General features: G+C 73.7%; 13 protein-coding genes and 1 tRNA gene. 12 read left to right on the forward strand and 2 right to left on the reverse strand.

The window, feature by feature from the left end; all coding sequences use genetic code 11:
* The 6 genes from IF02_RS34960 to IF02_RS0126255 all read left to right on the forward strand — a co-directional run.
* On the forward strand, positions 1 to 1,339 hold a 1,339-nt coding region (locus IF02_RS34960), incomplete at its 5' end, for a family 2 encapsulin nanocompartment cargo protein terpene cyclase (protein WP_324603786.1).
* On the forward strand, positions 1,336 to 2,754 hold the full coding sequence (locus IF02_RS0126235) for a family 2B encapsulin nanocompartment shell protein (protein ID WP_030161067.1): 1,419 nt from the start codon (positions 1,336 to 1,338) through the stop codon (positions 2,752 to 2,754). The genes IF02_RS34960 and IF02_RS0126235, both read left to right, overlap by 4 nt.
* 660 nt (positions 2,755 to 3,414) lie before the next feature.
* The gene (locus tag IF02_RS32725; RefSeq protein ID WP_051696559.1) at positions 3,415 to 4,509 is read left to right on the forward strand and encodes a glycoside hydrolase family 71 protein; all 1,095 of its coding nucleotides are present in this window, start codon (positions 3,415 to 3,417) and stop codon (positions 4,507 to 4,509) included.
* A 415-nt stretch (positions 4,510 to 4,924) separates the two neighbouring features.
* Complete coding sequence (locus IF02_RS36145; protein ID WP_324603787.1) at positions 4,925 to 5,227, forward strand: alpha/beta hydrolase; 303 nt, start codon at positions 4,925 to 4,927, stop codon at positions 5,225 to 5,227.
* A 78-nt stretch (positions 5,228 to 5,305) separates the two neighbouring features.
* Complete coding sequence (locus IF02_RS0126250; protein WP_051696560.1) at positions 5,306 to 6,850, forward strand: alpha/beta fold hydrolase; 1,545 nt, start codon at positions 5,306 to 5,308, stop codon at positions 6,848 to 6,850.
* Positions 6,851 to 6,988: 138 nt separating this feature from the next.
* Positions 6,989 to 8,158, forward strand: a complete 1,170-nt coding sequence (locus IF02_RS0126255; protein WP_030161071.1) for an aminotransferase class V-fold PLP-dependent enzyme — start codon at positions 6,989 to 6,991, stop codon at positions 8,156 to 8,158.
* A gap of 7 nt (positions 8,159 to 8,165) precedes the next feature.
* Here IF02_RS0126255 and cobF read toward each other — a convergent pair whose 3' ends face one another.
* Positions 8,166 to 8,918: a precorrin-6A synthase (deacetylating) gene (cobF, locus tag IF02_RS0126260; protein WP_030161073.1), complete on the reverse strand. Its 753-nt coding sequence runs from the start codon at positions 8,916 to 8,918 to the stop codon at positions 8,166 to 8,168.
* Positions 8,919 to 8,936: 18 nt separating this feature from the next.
* Here cobF and IF02_RS0126265 point away from each other — a divergent pair, with 18 nt between their 5' ends.
* From IF02_RS0126265 to IF02_RS0126280, 4 genes are read left to right on the forward strand one after another with little or no spacing between them, the layout of a single operon-like run.
* The gene (locus IF02_RS0126265) at positions 8,937 to 9,692 is read left to right on the forward strand and encodes a (Fe-S)-binding protein (RefSeq protein WP_030161076.1); all 756 of its coding nucleotides are present in this window, start codon (positions 8,937 to 8,939) and stop codon (positions 9,690 to 9,692) included.
* A complete protein-coding gene (locus tag IF02_RS0126270) occupies positions 9,689 to 11,167 on the forward strand; it encodes a lactate utilization protein B (RefSeq protein WP_030161079.1) in 1,479 nt (492 codons plus the stop codon). Before IF02_RS0126265 ends, IF02_RS0126270 begins: the two co-directional genes overlap by 4 nt.
* A complete protein-coding gene (locus IF02_RS0126275; protein WP_030161081.1) occupies positions 11,164 to 11,802 on the forward strand; it encodes a LutC/YkgG family protein in 639 nt (212 codons plus the stop codon). Before IF02_RS0126270 ends, IF02_RS0126275 begins: the two co-directional genes overlap by 4 nt.
* 5 nt (positions 11,803 to 11,807) lie before the next feature.
* Positions 11,808 to 12,197 carry a VOC family protein gene (locus IF02_RS0126280; protein ID WP_030161083.1) on the forward strand — a complete coding sequence of 130 codons (390 nt, stop codon included), beginning with the start codon at positions 11,808 to 11,810 and terminating at the stop codon, positions 12,195 to 12,197.
* Positions 12,198 to 12,230: 33 nt separating this feature from the next.
* Here the strand turns inward: IF02_RS0126280 and IF02_RS0126285 are convergent, their stop codons facing one another.
* Positions 12,231 to 12,749: a DUF309 domain-containing protein gene (locus tag IF02_RS0126285; RefSeq protein WP_030161085.1), complete on the reverse strand. Its 519-nt coding sequence runs from the start codon at positions 12,747 to 12,749 to the stop codon at positions 12,231 to 12,233.
* Positions 12,750 to 12,857: 108 nt separating this feature from the next.
* Here IF02_RS0126285 and IF02_RS0126290 point away from each other — a divergent pair.
* Positions 12,858 to 12,931: transfer RNA gene (locus IF02_RS0126290), tRNA-Pro, on the forward strand.
* Positions 12,932 to 13,227: 296 nt separating this feature from the next.
* On the forward strand, positions 13,228 to 14,244 hold the full coding sequence (locus IF02_RS0126295; protein WP_030161086.1) for a DUF6528 family protein: 1,017 nt from the start codon (positions 13,228 to 13,230) through the stop codon (positions 14,242 to 14,244).
* Positions 14,245 to 14,560 lie beyond the last annotated feature (316 nt).

The raw sequence follows: 14,560 nt of genomic DNA on the forward strand, positions 1-14,560 counted from the left end.
CCCCCCCCCCCCCCCCCCCCCCCCCCCCCCGCCGCACCCGCCCTACCCGTCCGACCTGTCCGACCTGTCCCGCGGTCCCGACCCTTCCGTTCCGCCGGCCCCGCCCGTCCCGTCCCGTGCGGCGCTGCTGGCCCGGCTGCGCGGGGGTCCGGGCGGACCCGGCACCAGCACCCTGCGGATCCGGCCCGCCCTCCCGGCCCCGGCCCCGGCGGCCGTACCCGCTCCGAGCCCCGCATCCGTCCCGGACAGCCCATCGGCCACCCCGTCGGCCGCTCCATCGGCGGGCCCCGCGGCGCCCGGCGGCTCCCGCGGCAATCCCGCCGTTCCCGAGCTGTACTGCCCGCCCCCGCAGCGCGACGACCCGGCCCTCGCGGAGGCGGTCGAGGACCGGCTCGCCGCCTGGGCCGAGGAGACCGGGCTCTACGCCGGCCGGCCGGCCGACGTGCGGGCGCTCGCGATGGGCCGGTACACCATGCTCACGTACGCCCACGTCGAGGACCCGGACCGGCTGCTCGCCCCCGCCAAGTGCACCCTCGCCCAGTGGGCCACCGACGACTACTACTGCGACGACGAGAGTGCCGGCGCCGTCCCCCTCCGGATCGCCACCCACCTGTCCCAGGCCCTGGCCGCCATCGACCCCGCCCACCTCCCGGCCGCCTACGCGCCCCTGCTGGAGCAGGCCATGTGCGCCGACCCGGTCCTCGTCGCGCTGCGCTCCAGCAGCGAGCACCTGTCCCGGTACGCCACCCGCTCCCAGCTCACCCGCTACCGGCACGAGATGGCCGCGCTGTTCTCCGGATACACCGCCGAGGCGGGCTGGCGGGTCTCCGGACGCACCCCGCCCGTCTGGGAGTTCCTCGCCGTCCGCCAGGACAACAGCTTCATGCCCACCATGGTGATGCTCGACCCGGCGGGCGGCTACGAGCTCCCGGTCGAGGCGTACGCCGACCCGCGCGTGCGGGGCGCGGTCCTCAAGGCGGCGTCCGCCAGCGTCATCGTCAACGACCTCTACTCCATGCACCGCGAGGACGAGAGCGCCGCCGTCAACTACAACCTGCCCGCCCTGATCGAGGCCGAGGAGGGCTGCTCGCGCGCCGAGGCGGTGCGCCGCTCCGCCGACCTCCACGACGAGCTCGTCCACGCCTTCGAGGAGGAGTCCGCCCTCCTCGCCGCGGCCGGATTCCCGCCGCTGGTCCGCTTCCTGGCCGACGTGTGGGCCTGGCTCGGCGGAAACCTCGAATGGCACCGCACCACCGCCCGCTACAACCCGGCGGGCCGGGCCACGGCCCCCGACAGCACCCGCACACCCGGCCCGACGCACGGAGGGACCACGGCATGACCACCCCCGAAGCCCCCACCCCCGAGGCCGAAGCGGCGGCCCGGCAGGCCGCCCTCAGCACCGCGGCCGCCCGCAACCTCGCGACCACCACCAAGTCCGTCCCCCAGATGCAGGGCATCAGCTCCCGCTGGCTGACGCGCGTCCTGCCCTGGGTCGACGTCAGCGCCGGCACCTACCGCGTCAACCGGCGCCTGAGCCACGCCGTGGGCCGGGGCAGGGTCTCCTTCGTCCAGACCGGCGCCGACGACGTGCGGATCCTCGCGCCCACCCTGAGCGAACTCCCCACCCTCAAGGGCTTCCCGGACCAGGAGGTCTTCGAGGACCTCGCCGTGCGCTTCGTCACACGCGACCTGCGCGCCGGCGACACCCTCGTCGAGGAGGGCGCGCCCGTGGAGGAGGTCTTCATCATCGCCCACGGCCGCCTGGAGAAGCGGGCCCAGGGCAAGTACGGGGCGACGGACGTCCTCGGGGTCGTCGCCGACGGCGACCAGCTCGGCGACGACGCCCTCGGCCGTCCCGAACCGCGCTGGGACTACTCCGTACGGGCCGCGACCGCCGGCACCGTGATGGTGCTGCGCTGGCGCGCCTTCCAGGAGGTCCTGGAGCGCTCCGCCGCCCTGCGCACCCACCTCGAGCAGTACGTGGAGAACGGCCGCCGCCCGGTCAACCGGCGCGGCGAGGCCGACATCGAGCTCGCCTCGGGCCACGCGGGCGAGGCCCTGCTCCCCGCCACCTTCGTGGACTACGACCTCAGCCCGCGCGAGTACGAACTCTCCCTCGCCCAGACCGTCCTGCAGGTCCACACGCGCGTCGCCGACCTCTACAACGACCCGATGAACCAGTTCGAGCAGCAACTGCGGCTGACCGTCGAGGCGTTGCGTGAGCGCCAGGAGTGGGAACTGCTCAACAACCGGGAGTTCGGGCTGCTCCACAACGCCGCGTACGACCAGCGCGTCAACACCTGGTCCGGGCCGCCGACCCCCGACGACCTCGACGAGCTCGTCACCATGCGCCGCGGCACGAAGGTGCTGCTCGCCCACCCCAAGGCCATCGCCGCCTTCTTCCGCGAGTGCAACAAGCGCGGGCTGACCCTCGACAACGTCGAGGTGCAGGGGAAGTCCGTGCCCGCCTGGCGCGGCATCCCGCTGCTGCCCTGCGGCAAGATCCCGGTCGTCGGCGGCCACACCAGCTCGATCCTCGCGCTGCGCACCGGGGAGGACCAGGAGGGCGTCATCGGCCTGCGCCCGACCGCGATCCCCGAGGAGTACGAACCCGGCCTGAACGTCCGCTACATGGGCATCGACCAGCGCTCGATCATGTCCTACCTGGTCAGCGCCTACTACTCGGCGGCCGTCCTCGTCCCCGACGCCCTCGGGATCCTGGAGAACGTGGACATCGCGGCCCCCCGCTCCTGACGGTTGTCCGGGAGCCGCCGATCGGCTGTACTGCTCTGCATCCCCGTACCCGGGGCGCCGTGCAGGGGAGGGCACCCACGATGAGTTCACACCGCCGCCGTCCGGGCTTCCGGGGCCGGCCGCTGCTGACTCTGCTCGCCGCCGCCTTCCTGCTCGTCGGCGTCTGCACCGCCGCCGGCATCGCCTGGGACCCGTTCACGGCCGACGCCCGCCAAGAGGCCGCGTCCGCCCCCGCGATCGGGACGCCCTGGCCCGCCGGGCCCGACGCGGGCACGGGGGACCCGGCACCCGGCGCCACCGGCCGGACCCCGACCGCACCCGGCGCGAGCCCGGGCGGTGCGGGCCAGGGCACGGGCGGGGCCCCGGGCGCCGGGGACGCCGCAGGCGGGCGGCCCGCCGGCGCCCTGCCGTTCGACCTGCCCTCGCCGGCCGCCCTGCGCACCGGCGGCGCGGGCAGGAAGCTGGTGTTCGCGCACTACTTCACCCCGTACCCCCTCTCGCTGGACAACGCGAGCGCCGACGCCGACTACTACACCCGCAACTACCTGAACCCGGCCGGGGAGAACGGCAAGCACGAGCGGTACGGAGGCCTGCTGCGCGACCGGCCGCTGCCCGTCCGGCCCCGCAGCGGCAACTGGGCTCGCCAACCTGGAGCAGGAGGTGCGCACCGCCCGCGCTGCGGGCCTCGACGGGTTCACCCTCGACATGCTCTCCCTGTCCGGGCAGAACCGGGACCGCGCCCAACTCCTGATGGAGGCCGCCCACTCCGTCGACCCCGCCTTCAAGATCATGCTGATGCCGGACATGACCTCGCTGAACACCGACGACCCCGGCGTGCTCGCCGACGCCGTCGCGGCCCTGGGCAAGGCCCCCGCCGCACACCGCCTCGGCGACGGCCGGCTCGTCGTCTCCCCCTTCAAGGCCGAGGCCAAGAGCGTCGCCTGGTGGACGCAGGTCCTCGACCTCCTGCGGACCCGGCACGGCATCCGCACCGCCTTCGTCCCGACGTTCCTCGACTTCGACGCCAACAACGCACGGTTCGCGCCGATCAGTCACGGCTTCTCCGAATGGGGCAGCCGCAGCTACGTCGGCCAGGACAGCGCCACCCGCGACGTGCAGCGGGCCCACGGCATGGGCAAGATCTGGATGCAGCCCGTGTCGGTCCAGGACGCCCGCCCCAACCAGGGCGTCTACGACGAGGCCGGCAACACCGCCACCCTGCGCTCCACCTGGACGCACGCCATCGACGACGGCGCCGACTGGGTGCAGCTCACGACCTGGAACGACTACTCCGAGGGCAGCCAGTTCGCGCCCTCGCTGCACAACGGGTACGCCTACCTGGACCTCTCCTCGTACTACCTGACCAAGTTCAAGACGGGCAGCTGGCCGAAGATCGTCCGCGACACGCTGTACGTCTGCGCCCGCACCCAGTTCGCCGGCGCGGATCCCACCGGCGCCCAGTCGCTGGTGATGTCCTTGCGCAAGGGCAGCGCCGCGTCCCGCGACACGGTGGAGGTGCTCAGCTTCCTCACGGCCCCGGCGACCGTCCGTACGCTGGTCGGCGCGGCCGAGGACACCCACGAGGCCCCGGCCGGCCTCCACTCCGAACTGCTCCCGCTGCGCCCGGGCACCAGCTCGGCGGCGGTGGTCCGCGACGGGAAGGCCGCCGCGGAGGTGAAACTGCCCTACGCGGCGGACCGCACGGTGCAGGTCCAGGACCTGCAGTACTACGCGGTCACCAGCGGGCGCGACTAGGGCGCCACCAGCCCGTTTCTCACCGTATGCGCCGTTTCGTGCCAGCCGGTACCGTCGAAGAGGTGCGTTCCACCAACCCGCTGCGGCGTGCCCGGACGGGCGGCAGCGGATGTCGGCACAGGAACGGGAGCACATGGCGAAGCACCGTATCGACGCGGCCCCCGGCCAAGGACGTCCCGGCGGCGCTCGACGAGCTCGCCCGCGGAAACCCGCGGCGCTTCGCGCAGGCCCGCGCGGCCGGTTCGGTCCAGAACCCCGGCGTGTTCGCGCACGGCCTGACGAACTCGGTGGCGTGCGCCGAGTGGGCGCCGGACCACTCGGAATCCGACGTGCTGAAGGCGGGCCGCAAGGCCTTCCACGGCTGGCCGGACACGGCCTTGGCCCAGGCGCCGCAACTTCCCTTCCAGGACCCGGCGTGCCGGATCTGGACGTCGCGGACCGCGCGTCCGTCCAGCGGGTTGCCACGGTCGGCCCGGTGCCGGCGCTGCTCGTCTCCGGCACGTTCGACGTGAAGACCGGGGCGAGTTGGGCGAAGGACGTGGCCCGCGACCTGTCCCGCTCGACCGCCGTCCAGGTCCCCGGAATCGGCCACTGGGTGGTCCCGCAGTCGCCGTGCGCGCAGCGCGTGCTGGCCTCGTTCCTCGCCCGCCCGGCCGCGCCCGACACCGCTTGCGCGGACGGGCTGGAGCCCCAGCCGTTCACGATCGTCCCGAAGTGACCGGGAGGCCAGATGACACGCGACCAAGCGTCCCGTCGCCGCCGCACCGCACGACGACTCCGCGCCGCGTCGGCCGGCATGGCGACCGGCCTCCTCTTCACCGGTCTGCTCGTGGCGCCCGCGCAGGCGCGGCCCCGCACCGACACCAGTACCGGCCCCCGAGCGCCGATCGGCACGGCCGCCCGGACGGTGGGCGACGCCCGCTTCGAACCGGGCCCCTGCCCGAAGACGCCGGAACCGATCGAGGTGCTCAAGAAGGCCCGCTGCGGAACGCTCACCGTGCCCGAGAACCGGGCCGAACCGGGTGGCCGGACGATCAGACTCGGTGTCGCGATCGTGCCCGCCGCGACCGACAAGCCGAAGCCCGACCCCATCGTGTGGCTCGCCGGCGGACCCGGCGACGACGCCGTGGGGGAGGCGAAGATGGCGATCGACGGCGGCCTGAACCGCGACCGTGACGTGGTCCTGATGTCCCAGCGCGGTACGTACTCGGCCGACCCGACGCTCCTGTGCCCCAACATCGACGAGTTCAACGCACGCGCCGTCGGCCTCGTCTCCGACGCCCCGTCCACCGAACGCCTGCACGTCGAGGCCACGAAGGCCTGCCGCGACCGGTTGGCGGCCCGCGGGATCGACCTCGCCGCCTACAACGACACCGAGAGCGCCGCCGACTACGAGGACCTGCGCGCCGCGCTGGGCGTCAAGCAGTGGAACCTGTTCGGGATCTCCTACGGCACCCACCTGGCGCTGGTTTACATGCGCCTGCACCCCGAGGGGCTGCGCTCGGTGGGCCTCGACGGCATACTGCCGCCCTCCAGGTCCGGCTCGGCGGCGACCTGGAGCAGCGCCCGGCAGGGATTCGACGGCCTGTTCAAGGCCTGCGCGGCCCAGCCGGCCTGCAACAAGCGCTATCCGAACCTGTCGGCCACCTTCGACCGGCTCGTCCGCCAACTCGAGGCCAAACCGGTCACCACCACCGTCACGCTCCCCGGCAGCGACAAGCCGGTGAAGGTCGTACTGGACGGCGGAGCACTGGTGAACTGGATGACCTCCGCCACCCACGTCGCGCCCCAGGTACCCCGCGCCCTCGACGAACTGGCGCACGGCAAGCCGCAGCGCATCGCCCAGCAGTGGGCGGGCGGCAAGCTCGGCCCGCAGGCCGTCGGAAGGGTCGCGCACGGGCTCGTCTACGGCGTCTTCTGCAGCGAGTGGACGCCGTACGAGAGCCAGGCCGAAGCCCTCAAGGGCGGGCAGGAAACCTTCCCGGCCTTCCCCCGCTCGGTACAGGCCCAGGCTCCGCAGCTGGCCTTCCTCCGTCCGGACTGCGCCGTCTGGGACGTCCCCGCGGCGGCGCCCTCGATCCGGGACGCCACGAGCGGAGACATCCCGACCCTCGCCCTGTCGGGCGGCTTCGACTCCCAGACCGGGGCGGACAACGGGCCGTACGTCGCCCGTACGCTGAGCAAGGCCAAGGTCGTCACGGTCCCCTACCAGCCGCACGTGGTGATCGCCACCTCGAAGTGCGCCCAGGAGATCGCCGTCTCGTTCTTCGACGACCCGGCCGCGCCGAAGACCGCATGCCTCAGCGGCCTGAAGCCACCGCAGTTCGAGATCGGACCCTGACCCCGGCGGGACCCGCACGGCCGGTCGGCCGGTCGGCCGGGTTGATCGGGTTGATCGGGTTGGCCGGGGGGCCACTGGGCCGGGGCGGCGCGAGGAGCGATGATGCGGGGGACTGCCGCGCCGCACCCCGGAGGTCCCATGAACCAGCCGATGCCGATACGCCCCACGGGGCTCCCCAACGGGCTCCCCGCCGAGTTCCCCGGCGGGAGGGCCCTGTTCCGGCTCGATCCCGCCGTCTCCCACCTGAACCACGGGTCGTTCGGCGCCGTGCCGGTGCCCGTACAAGAAGCCCAGGCCGCCTTGCGCGAGGAGGCGCACGCCGATCCCGACGCCTTCTTCATCGACGCCCCCGACCGGATCGCCGCAGCCCGCGCCCGCGTCGCCCGGCACCTCGGCGCCGACCCCGACGGCATCGCCTTCATCGCCAACGCCACCGAGGGCGCCAACCTCGCGCTCGACGCCGTCCCCTTCGCCGAAGGCGACGAGATCCTGGTCACCGACCACGGCTACGGCACCGTCGTCGCGGCCGCCGCCCGCCGGGCCCCCATCACCACGGTCGCCCTGGACCCGTACCTGCCCGACGAGGACGCCGTACGCGAAACCGTGCTGGCCGGGCTGACGCCCCGTACCAGGGCGGTGGTGCTCGACCACATCAGCTCGCCCACCGCCCGGCTCATCGCCTCGCCCCGGCTGCTCGCCGACCTCGCCGCCCGCGGGATCACCACCCTCGTGGACGGGGCGCACGCCCCCGGCATGATCGCGGACCCGCTCGCCGGAGGCGCCGACTTCTGGTTCGGCAACCTGCACAAATGGGGGTACGCCCCCTCCGGCAGCGCCGTCCTCGCCGTCGCCCCCGCGCACCGCGGCCGGGTCCGGGCGCTGGTCCCCTCCTGGGAGGACGCGCACGGGTTCCCCCGCTCCGTCGAGAACCGGGCCACCGCCGACTACACCGGCTGGCTCGCCGCCCCCGAGGGCCTGGACCTCCTCGACCGGCTCGACGCCGCGAAGGTACGGGCCCACAACGCCGCCCTCGCCGCCCACGGCGCGGCCCTGCTCGCCGAGATCCCCGGGCTCACCCCGCTCCCGTACACCGAGGGGCTCGCCATGCGCGCCCTGCGGCTGCCGCCCGGCACCGCCGAGACCTATCCGGAAGCGAGCGCCCTGCGCGAGCGGATCGCGGCGGACCTGGGCATCCGGGTGCTGGTCTGGCCGTGGCCGGGCGGCGGCGGCATCCGCGTCTGCGGGCAGGTCTACAACCGGCCCGAGGAGTACGAGCGCCTCGCCGCCGGGCTCCCGGCCTGCCTCTAGGCGGTCCTCAGCCGCGCCGCAGCAGGTACGTGTCCATGATCCAGCCCTTGCGGGCGCGGGCCTCGGTCCGGAGTTCCTCGATCCGGCCGGCGACCTCCGCCAGCTTCCCCGAGACCAGGATCTCGTCCGGGGTGCCGACGTAGGCACCCCAGTAGATGAAGAGGTCCTGGTCGAGGTGGGCCGTGAAGGCGTGCCGCGCGTCCAGCATCACCACGACGTCGTCCACGTCCTGCGGCCAGCCCTCGGCCAGCCGCCGCCCGGTGGTGATCTGGACCGGCCGGCCGACCCGGTTCAGGTTGGTCCGGTGCCGGGCCAGCAGCGCGGAGACGCTGCTGATGCCGGGCACGACCTCGTGCTCGAACGCCACCCGGCCCCGCTCCAGCACCTCGTCGAGGATGGCGAGGGTGGAGTCGTACAGCGAGGGGTCGCCCCAGACCAGGAACGCGCCGGTCTCGCCGTCCGCCAGGTCCTCGGCGACGAACCGCTCGAAGATCCCGGCCCGCGCGCTGCGCCAGCCGTCCACGGTCGGGGCGTACTCGGCCGGGGTCCGGTCCCGGTCCGGGTCGCGGCCCTCCACCAGCCGGTGGCCGGGCCGGGCGTGCGCGTCGAGCATCGCGCGCCGCAGCCCGGTCAGATCCGCCTTCTCCTCGCCCTTCTCCAGGATGAGGAATGCGTCCGCCGCGCCGATCGCCTTGACCGCCTGGAGGGTCAGGTGGTCCGGGTCGCCCGCGCCTATGCCGATCACTGAGAACTTCTTCACGCCGCTATTCTGCCCGTCATGCGTGCCGCCCTGTTCGTCACCTGCGTCAACGACGCGCTGTACCCGCGGACCGGCGTCGCCGTCGTACGCCTGCTGGAGCGGCTCGGCGTCGGCGTGGACTTCCCGGCGGCCCAGAGCTGCTGCGGGCAGCCGCAGTACAACACCGGCTACCGGCGCGAGAGCGAACCGCTGCTGCGGCGCACCGCCGAGGCCTTCGCGGGACACCCGTACGTGGTCACCCCGTCGGGTTCCTGCGCCGCGATGGTCCGCACCCACTACCCGCGCATCGGCCGGCAGGCGGAGCAGGAGGGGCGGGGCTCCGGGCTGGCGGCGCTGGCCGAGGACCTCGTACCGCGCGTCTACGAGCTGACCGAGTTCCTGGTGGACGTCCTGGGGGTGACCGACGTGGGAGCGTACTTCCCGCACACCGTCACCTATCACCCCTCCTGCCACGGCCTGCGCGGGCTCGGGCTGGGGGACCGCCCGCGGCGGCTGCTCGCCGCCGTGGAGGGCCTGGACCTGGTCGAGCTGCCCGGCGCCGAGGAGTGCTGCGGCTTCGGCGGCACCTTCGCGGTCAAGAACCCGGACGTGTCGGCGGCCATGGGCACCGACAAGATCGGCAACGCGGTGGGGACGGGCGCGGACGTGCTGTGCGGGGCGGACAACTCCTGCCTGGCCCACCTCGACGGGATCCTGCGCCGCCGGGGAGACGCGATGCGGGCGCTGCACCTCGCCGAGATCCTGGCCTCGACGGAGGAGGAACCGCTGCGATGACGGGCACGTTCATGGGGATGCCGGCGTTCCCCGACGCGGCGCGCGAGGCCGTCGGGGACCGGGTGCTGCGCGCCAACCTCCGCCGCGCCACCCACACGATCCGCGACAAACGGGCCCGGGCCGTCGCCGAGCTGGCCGACTGGGACCGGCTGCGCGCGGCGGGCAAGGCCGTCAAGGACCACACCCTGCGCCACCTGGACCGCTACCTGCTCCAACTGGAGGAGTCGGTGACGGCGGCGGGCGGCACCGTCCACTGGGCGGCCGACGCGGACGAGGCCAACCGGATCGTCACCGGGCTGGTGCTGGCCACGGGCGAGCGGGAAGTGGTCAAGGTCAAGTCCATGGCCACCCAGGAGATCGGCCTCAACGAGGCCCTCGAAGCGGCCGGGATCGCCGCGTACGAGACGGACCTGGCCGAGCTCATCGTCCAGCTCGGCCACGACCGGCCCTCCCACATCCTGGTCCCGGCCATCCACCGCAACCGGGCCGAGATCCGGGACGTCTTCGCGGCGGAGATGGGCCACTGGGGCCGCCCCGCCCCGGACGGGCTCGGCGACGACCCGCGCGAGCTCGCCGAGGCCGCCCGCCTCCACCTGCGCGAGAAGTTCCTGCGCGCCAAGGTCGGGGTCTCCGGCGCCAACTTCATGGTCGCTGAGACGGGCACGATGGTCGTCTTCGAGTCCGAGGGCAACGGCCGCATGTGCCTGACGCTGCCCGAGACCCTGATCTCGGTGGTGGGCATCGAGAAGGTGGTCCCCACCTTCCGGGACCTGGAGATCTTCCTCCAGACGCTGCCGCGCTCCTCCACGGCCGAGCGGATGAACCCGTACACGACGATGTGGACCGGCACCATTGCCGGAGACGGCCCCTCCGCCTTCCACCTCGTCCTGCTCGACAACGGCCGCACCGACACCCTCGCCGACCCGGTCGGCCGCCAGGCCCTGCGCTGCATCCGCTGCTCCGCCTGCCTCAACGTCTGCCCGGTCTACGAACGCGCCGGCGGCCACGCGTACGGCTCCGCCTACCCCGGCCCGATCGGCGCCATCCTGAGCCCCCAACTGCGGGGAACCGGGAGCGAGATCGACGCCTCGCTGCCGTACGCGTCCACCCTGTGCGGAGCCTGCTACGAGGTCTGCCCGGTCGCCATCGACATCCCGGAGGTCCTGGTCCACCTGCGCGAGCGGGTGGCCCAGGGCGGCCCGGTGACCCGCGAGGGCGTCCGCGTACGGATCCGGCCGGCGCGGGGGCACACCGCCGAGCGGGCCGCGATGCGGGCCGCCCGGCTGCTCCTGGACCACCCGGGCGCGCTGCGCGCGGGGGAGCGGCTGCTGGCCCGGGCCCGGCGGCTGCGGCCGCGCCGGCTGCCGGGGCCCGGGCGGGCCTGGACGGACAGCCGGGAGCTGCCGGAGCTCCCGGCCGAGTCGTTCCGGGACTGGTGGGACCGGGAGCGGGGCACCGGGGGAGGGACGCCGTGAGCAGCAGGGACCGCATCCTGGGCCGGATCCGCCGCGCGACGGCGGACGGCGCCCCCGACCCCGCCGTCCCCCGGGACTACCTCCGGGTCCACGGGGCCCGTACCCCCGCCGGGACGGCCGACCTCCTCGCCGCGAACCTCGCGGAGTACCGCGCGAAGGTGCACCGCACCGACGCCTCCGGGATCGCCCCGCTCCTCGCGCGGCTGCTGGCCGGGCGCGGCGCCCGGACGGTCCTCGTCCCGTCCGGCCTGCCCCCGTACTGGCTCGCGGCGGCGGACGCGACCCGCATCGACGACCGTCCCGCTTCCACCCCGTACGAACTGGACGCGGTGGACAGCGTGGTGACCGGCTGCGCCCTGGCGATCGCCGAGACCGGCACGATCGTCCTCGACGGCGGCCCCGGGCAGGGGCGGCGGCGCATCACCCTGATCCCGGACCACCACGTCTGCGTGGTCCGGGTCCCGGACCAGGTGGTGGACTCGGTCCCGCAGGCCCTGCCCCTGCTGGACCCGACGCGGCCGCTGACCTGGATCTCCGGTCCCTCCGCCACCAGCGACATCGAACTCGACCGGGTGGAGGGTGTGCACGGCCCGCGCACCCTGGAGGTGGTCCTGCTGACCGGACCAGCAGAATGAGTGCCATGCCCGCATACATCGCGCTCACCGCAATCGTCGTCCACGACTACGACGAGGCCATCGACTTCTACACCCGCGCCCTCGGCTTCACCCTCGTCGAGGACACCGCGCGCCCGGACGGCTCCCGCTGGGTCGTGGTCCGCCCCGAGGGCGCCACCGAGGCGGCGCTGCTGCTGGCCCGCGCCAAGGACGAGGCCCAGAGCTCCCGCGTCGGCGACCAGACGGGCGGCCGGGTCGGCTTCTTCCTCTACACGGACGACTTCGCCCGGGACCACACCCGGATGACGGCGGAGGGCGTCCGCTTCCTGGAGGAGCCGCGCCACGAGGCGTACGGCTCGGTGGCGGTCTTCGAGGACCTCTACGGCAACCGCTGGGACCTCCTGGAGCCCGCGTAGGCCCCCTCCGGACCGGCCGCACCCTCCGCCGCTTCAGGCGGGGTCCTGCCGGTCCGGCCGGAACGCCAGCTGCGGAGCCCGGGCCGCCGCGTCGACCGCCGGCCCGTCGTCCACCCGCAGGGCCAACTCCCGGGCCCACCGGACCAGCCCCGGTACGTCGATCCCGTACGGACCCCCGCCCCGGGCGGAGGCCGTCTCCGGCACGGCCAGGGCAAGGGCTTCGGCGCCGCGGCGCAGCAGGCGGGCCCCGCCGACGGCGTTCCCGCGCGCGGCGTGCGTGAGCCCGACCGCCAGCTGCGCGAGGGCCCGCCACAGCGGGGCGTCGGCCTCGGGCCCGGACTTCCAGGCGTCCTCGAACACCTCGTGCGCGTGGAACGGCATCCCGGCGTCCAGCAGCCGCTGCGCCTCGGCCACCGTCTCGGCCGGCGTCCGTACGACCCCCTCGGGCTGCCGCTCCACGCCCGGCTCCCCGTACGCCAGCGGCCGCCCCAGCCCGTCCCGGGGCCGCGCGCTGCGCGCCCGCCCCTCACCGTCCCGATCCCGTGCGTTCACCCCGCCATCCTCCCTGCCGCCGGAAACCCGTGCATGCGCACCCCTCTACGTGGGGTAATGTTCTGCATGTGCCGCCGGGACGGGGGAAACCCCAGCTCAACGGCACAACGGGACGTGGCGCAGCTTGGTAGCGCACTTGACTGGGGGTCAAGGGGTCGCAGGTTCAAATCCTGTCGTCCCGACTTGTGTTTACACAGGTCGGAGGTCGTATCGGAAACATCCGGTACGGCCTTTAGATCGTTTTGGGGGCCGGTCGGAGACCCGGCGTGGTCTTCGCGGGATCGCTGCGGAGAGTCCAGCGGAAGGCCCCGGAACCCACACACGGGGAACACCCGTGAATCAGCCTGGTGTTCCGCCGGTCGGGTGGTCCTGCCCGCGGCAGAAACGATCACGCCCCTGACGGGCCGGGGACCGGTGGTCGGCTGGCTGCTGATCGGCCGATGTCGGCCGTACCGACCGTGGGAGAGACATCGTGAGCATGTTCATCACCGGCGTACGCGGCGAGAGCGACGCGAAGCAGATCCGCGTCTACGAGCAGGGGGATCCGACCCCCGTGTGGACCTGGGATCCCAGCGACGCCGAGGCGCTCATGACCGACGAGGAGCGCGCCGAGTGCAGCGCGGTCCTCAACTCGATGCGCGAGTACGAGGGGATCACGGAGATCAAGTGGGCGGCCGGAGGGGCGAAGGTCGCCGCCATCATCGGCGGCGCCGCCGTCCTGATCGACTACGCCTCGAAGGCACTGCTCTTCGGCGCCTGCAACAACACCTCCATGCACTCCCTGGAGGTGCTTCCCGACGACCGGCTCGCGATCGTGACCAGCGGCCCGTACGAGAACGACGGGGTGTGGGTCTACGACACCAGCACCCGGATCGCCGAGCACCCCGTCCAGGAGCTGCCGGGACTGCGCTCCGGGCACGCCCTGGTGTGGGACGAGACCGAGCGCATGCTGTGGGCGGCGGGAGCCGACGTGTGGCCGGAGACCTCCGGGAAGGTCCACGGGCGCCTGGTGGGCTACCGGTACCGGGGCGACGCGGCCGAGCCGCTGTCCTACAGCAAGGACCGCGACTACAAGATGCGTGAGTCGAGGCAGCTGAGGGCCGAGTACCCGACGTGGAAGGAAGGCCCCCACGACCTCACCCCCGTGCCGGGGGAACGCAAGCTGCTCGTCGTGACCGACCTCGACGCCTACGAGTTCGACCTGGACGCGCTGGAGTTCGGCTACGACGTCGCCGACACGTACTTCAAGGGGTTCGCCACCTCGCCGGACCGACAGGAGGCCGGCATTCCGCGCTCCGGGTTCAAGAGCCTGTCCGTGGCTCCCACGGGCGTGGAGTACGTCTACACGGCGAACGACTGGCGGACGGACTTCACCACCCACGTACGGTTCTTCACCCGCGACGAGCAGGAGCCGGCCGAGGCCCTGAATCTGAAGGGCCTGGCATACAAGGCGCGTTGGTTCGACGAGACCCCCGGCTGGCCGGCCGCCCGCTGACCCGGGGAGAGGATGCCCGCACGTACGAGGCGAAGGTCTGCGGCGACGCCGTCCTCCTCACCGGCGCGACAGCCAGGCACGACGGCAAGACCGTCCACGCGACTGATCAAGTGACCCTCGGCGCCGCGACGCGCCGCGCCCCGACCCGCCCCCTCATCCGCCGAGCTCCGGCAGGGGCGGGATCCGGCCGTTTCGCGGGGGACGGCTCGCGGTCCCGGGCGGGGTGCGAAGGCGGGTTCGAGCTGTGGTGGCCGGGGGGTCGGGGCGGGCACGGGCGGGGTGGCGGACCTGCGGGTTTCAGCCATATTACGGAGCG

Source organism: Streptomyces sp. NRRL S-244, from assembly GCF_000717915.1.
Lineage (GTDB): Bacteria > Actinomycetota > Actinomycetes > Streptomycetales > Streptomycetaceae > Streptomyces.

Bases quoted from the DNA above. Each gene is read 5' to 3' on its own strand.
- IF02_RS0126235 (WP_030161067.1), top strand. From the start codon at position 1,336: ATGACCACCCCCGAAGCCCCCACCCCCGAGGCCGAAGCGGCGGCCCGG.
- IF02_RS0126250 (WP_051696560.1), top strand. From the start codon at position 5,306: ATGGCGACCGGCCTCCTCTTCACCGGTCTGCTCGTGGCGCCCGCGCAG.
- IF02_RS0126255 (WP_030161071.1), top strand. From the start codon at position 6,989: ATGAACCAGCCGATGCCGATACGCCCCACGGGGCTCCCCAACGGGCTC.
- IF02_RS0126265 (WP_030161076.1), top strand. From the start codon at position 8,937: ATGCGTGCCGCCCTGTTCGTCACCTGCGTCAACGACGCGCTGTACCCG.
- IF02_RS0126270 (WP_030161079.1), top strand. From the start codon at position 9,689: ATGACGGGCACGTTCATGGGGATGCCGGCGTTCCCCGACGCGGCGCGC.
- IF02_RS0126280 (WP_030161083.1), top strand. From the start codon at position 11,808: ATGCCCGCATACATCGCGCTCACCGCAATCGTCGTCCACGACTACGAC.
- IF02_RS0126295 (WP_030161086.1), top strand. From the start codon at position 13,228: ATGTTCATCACCGGCGTACGCGGCGAGAGCGACGCGAAGCAGATCCGC.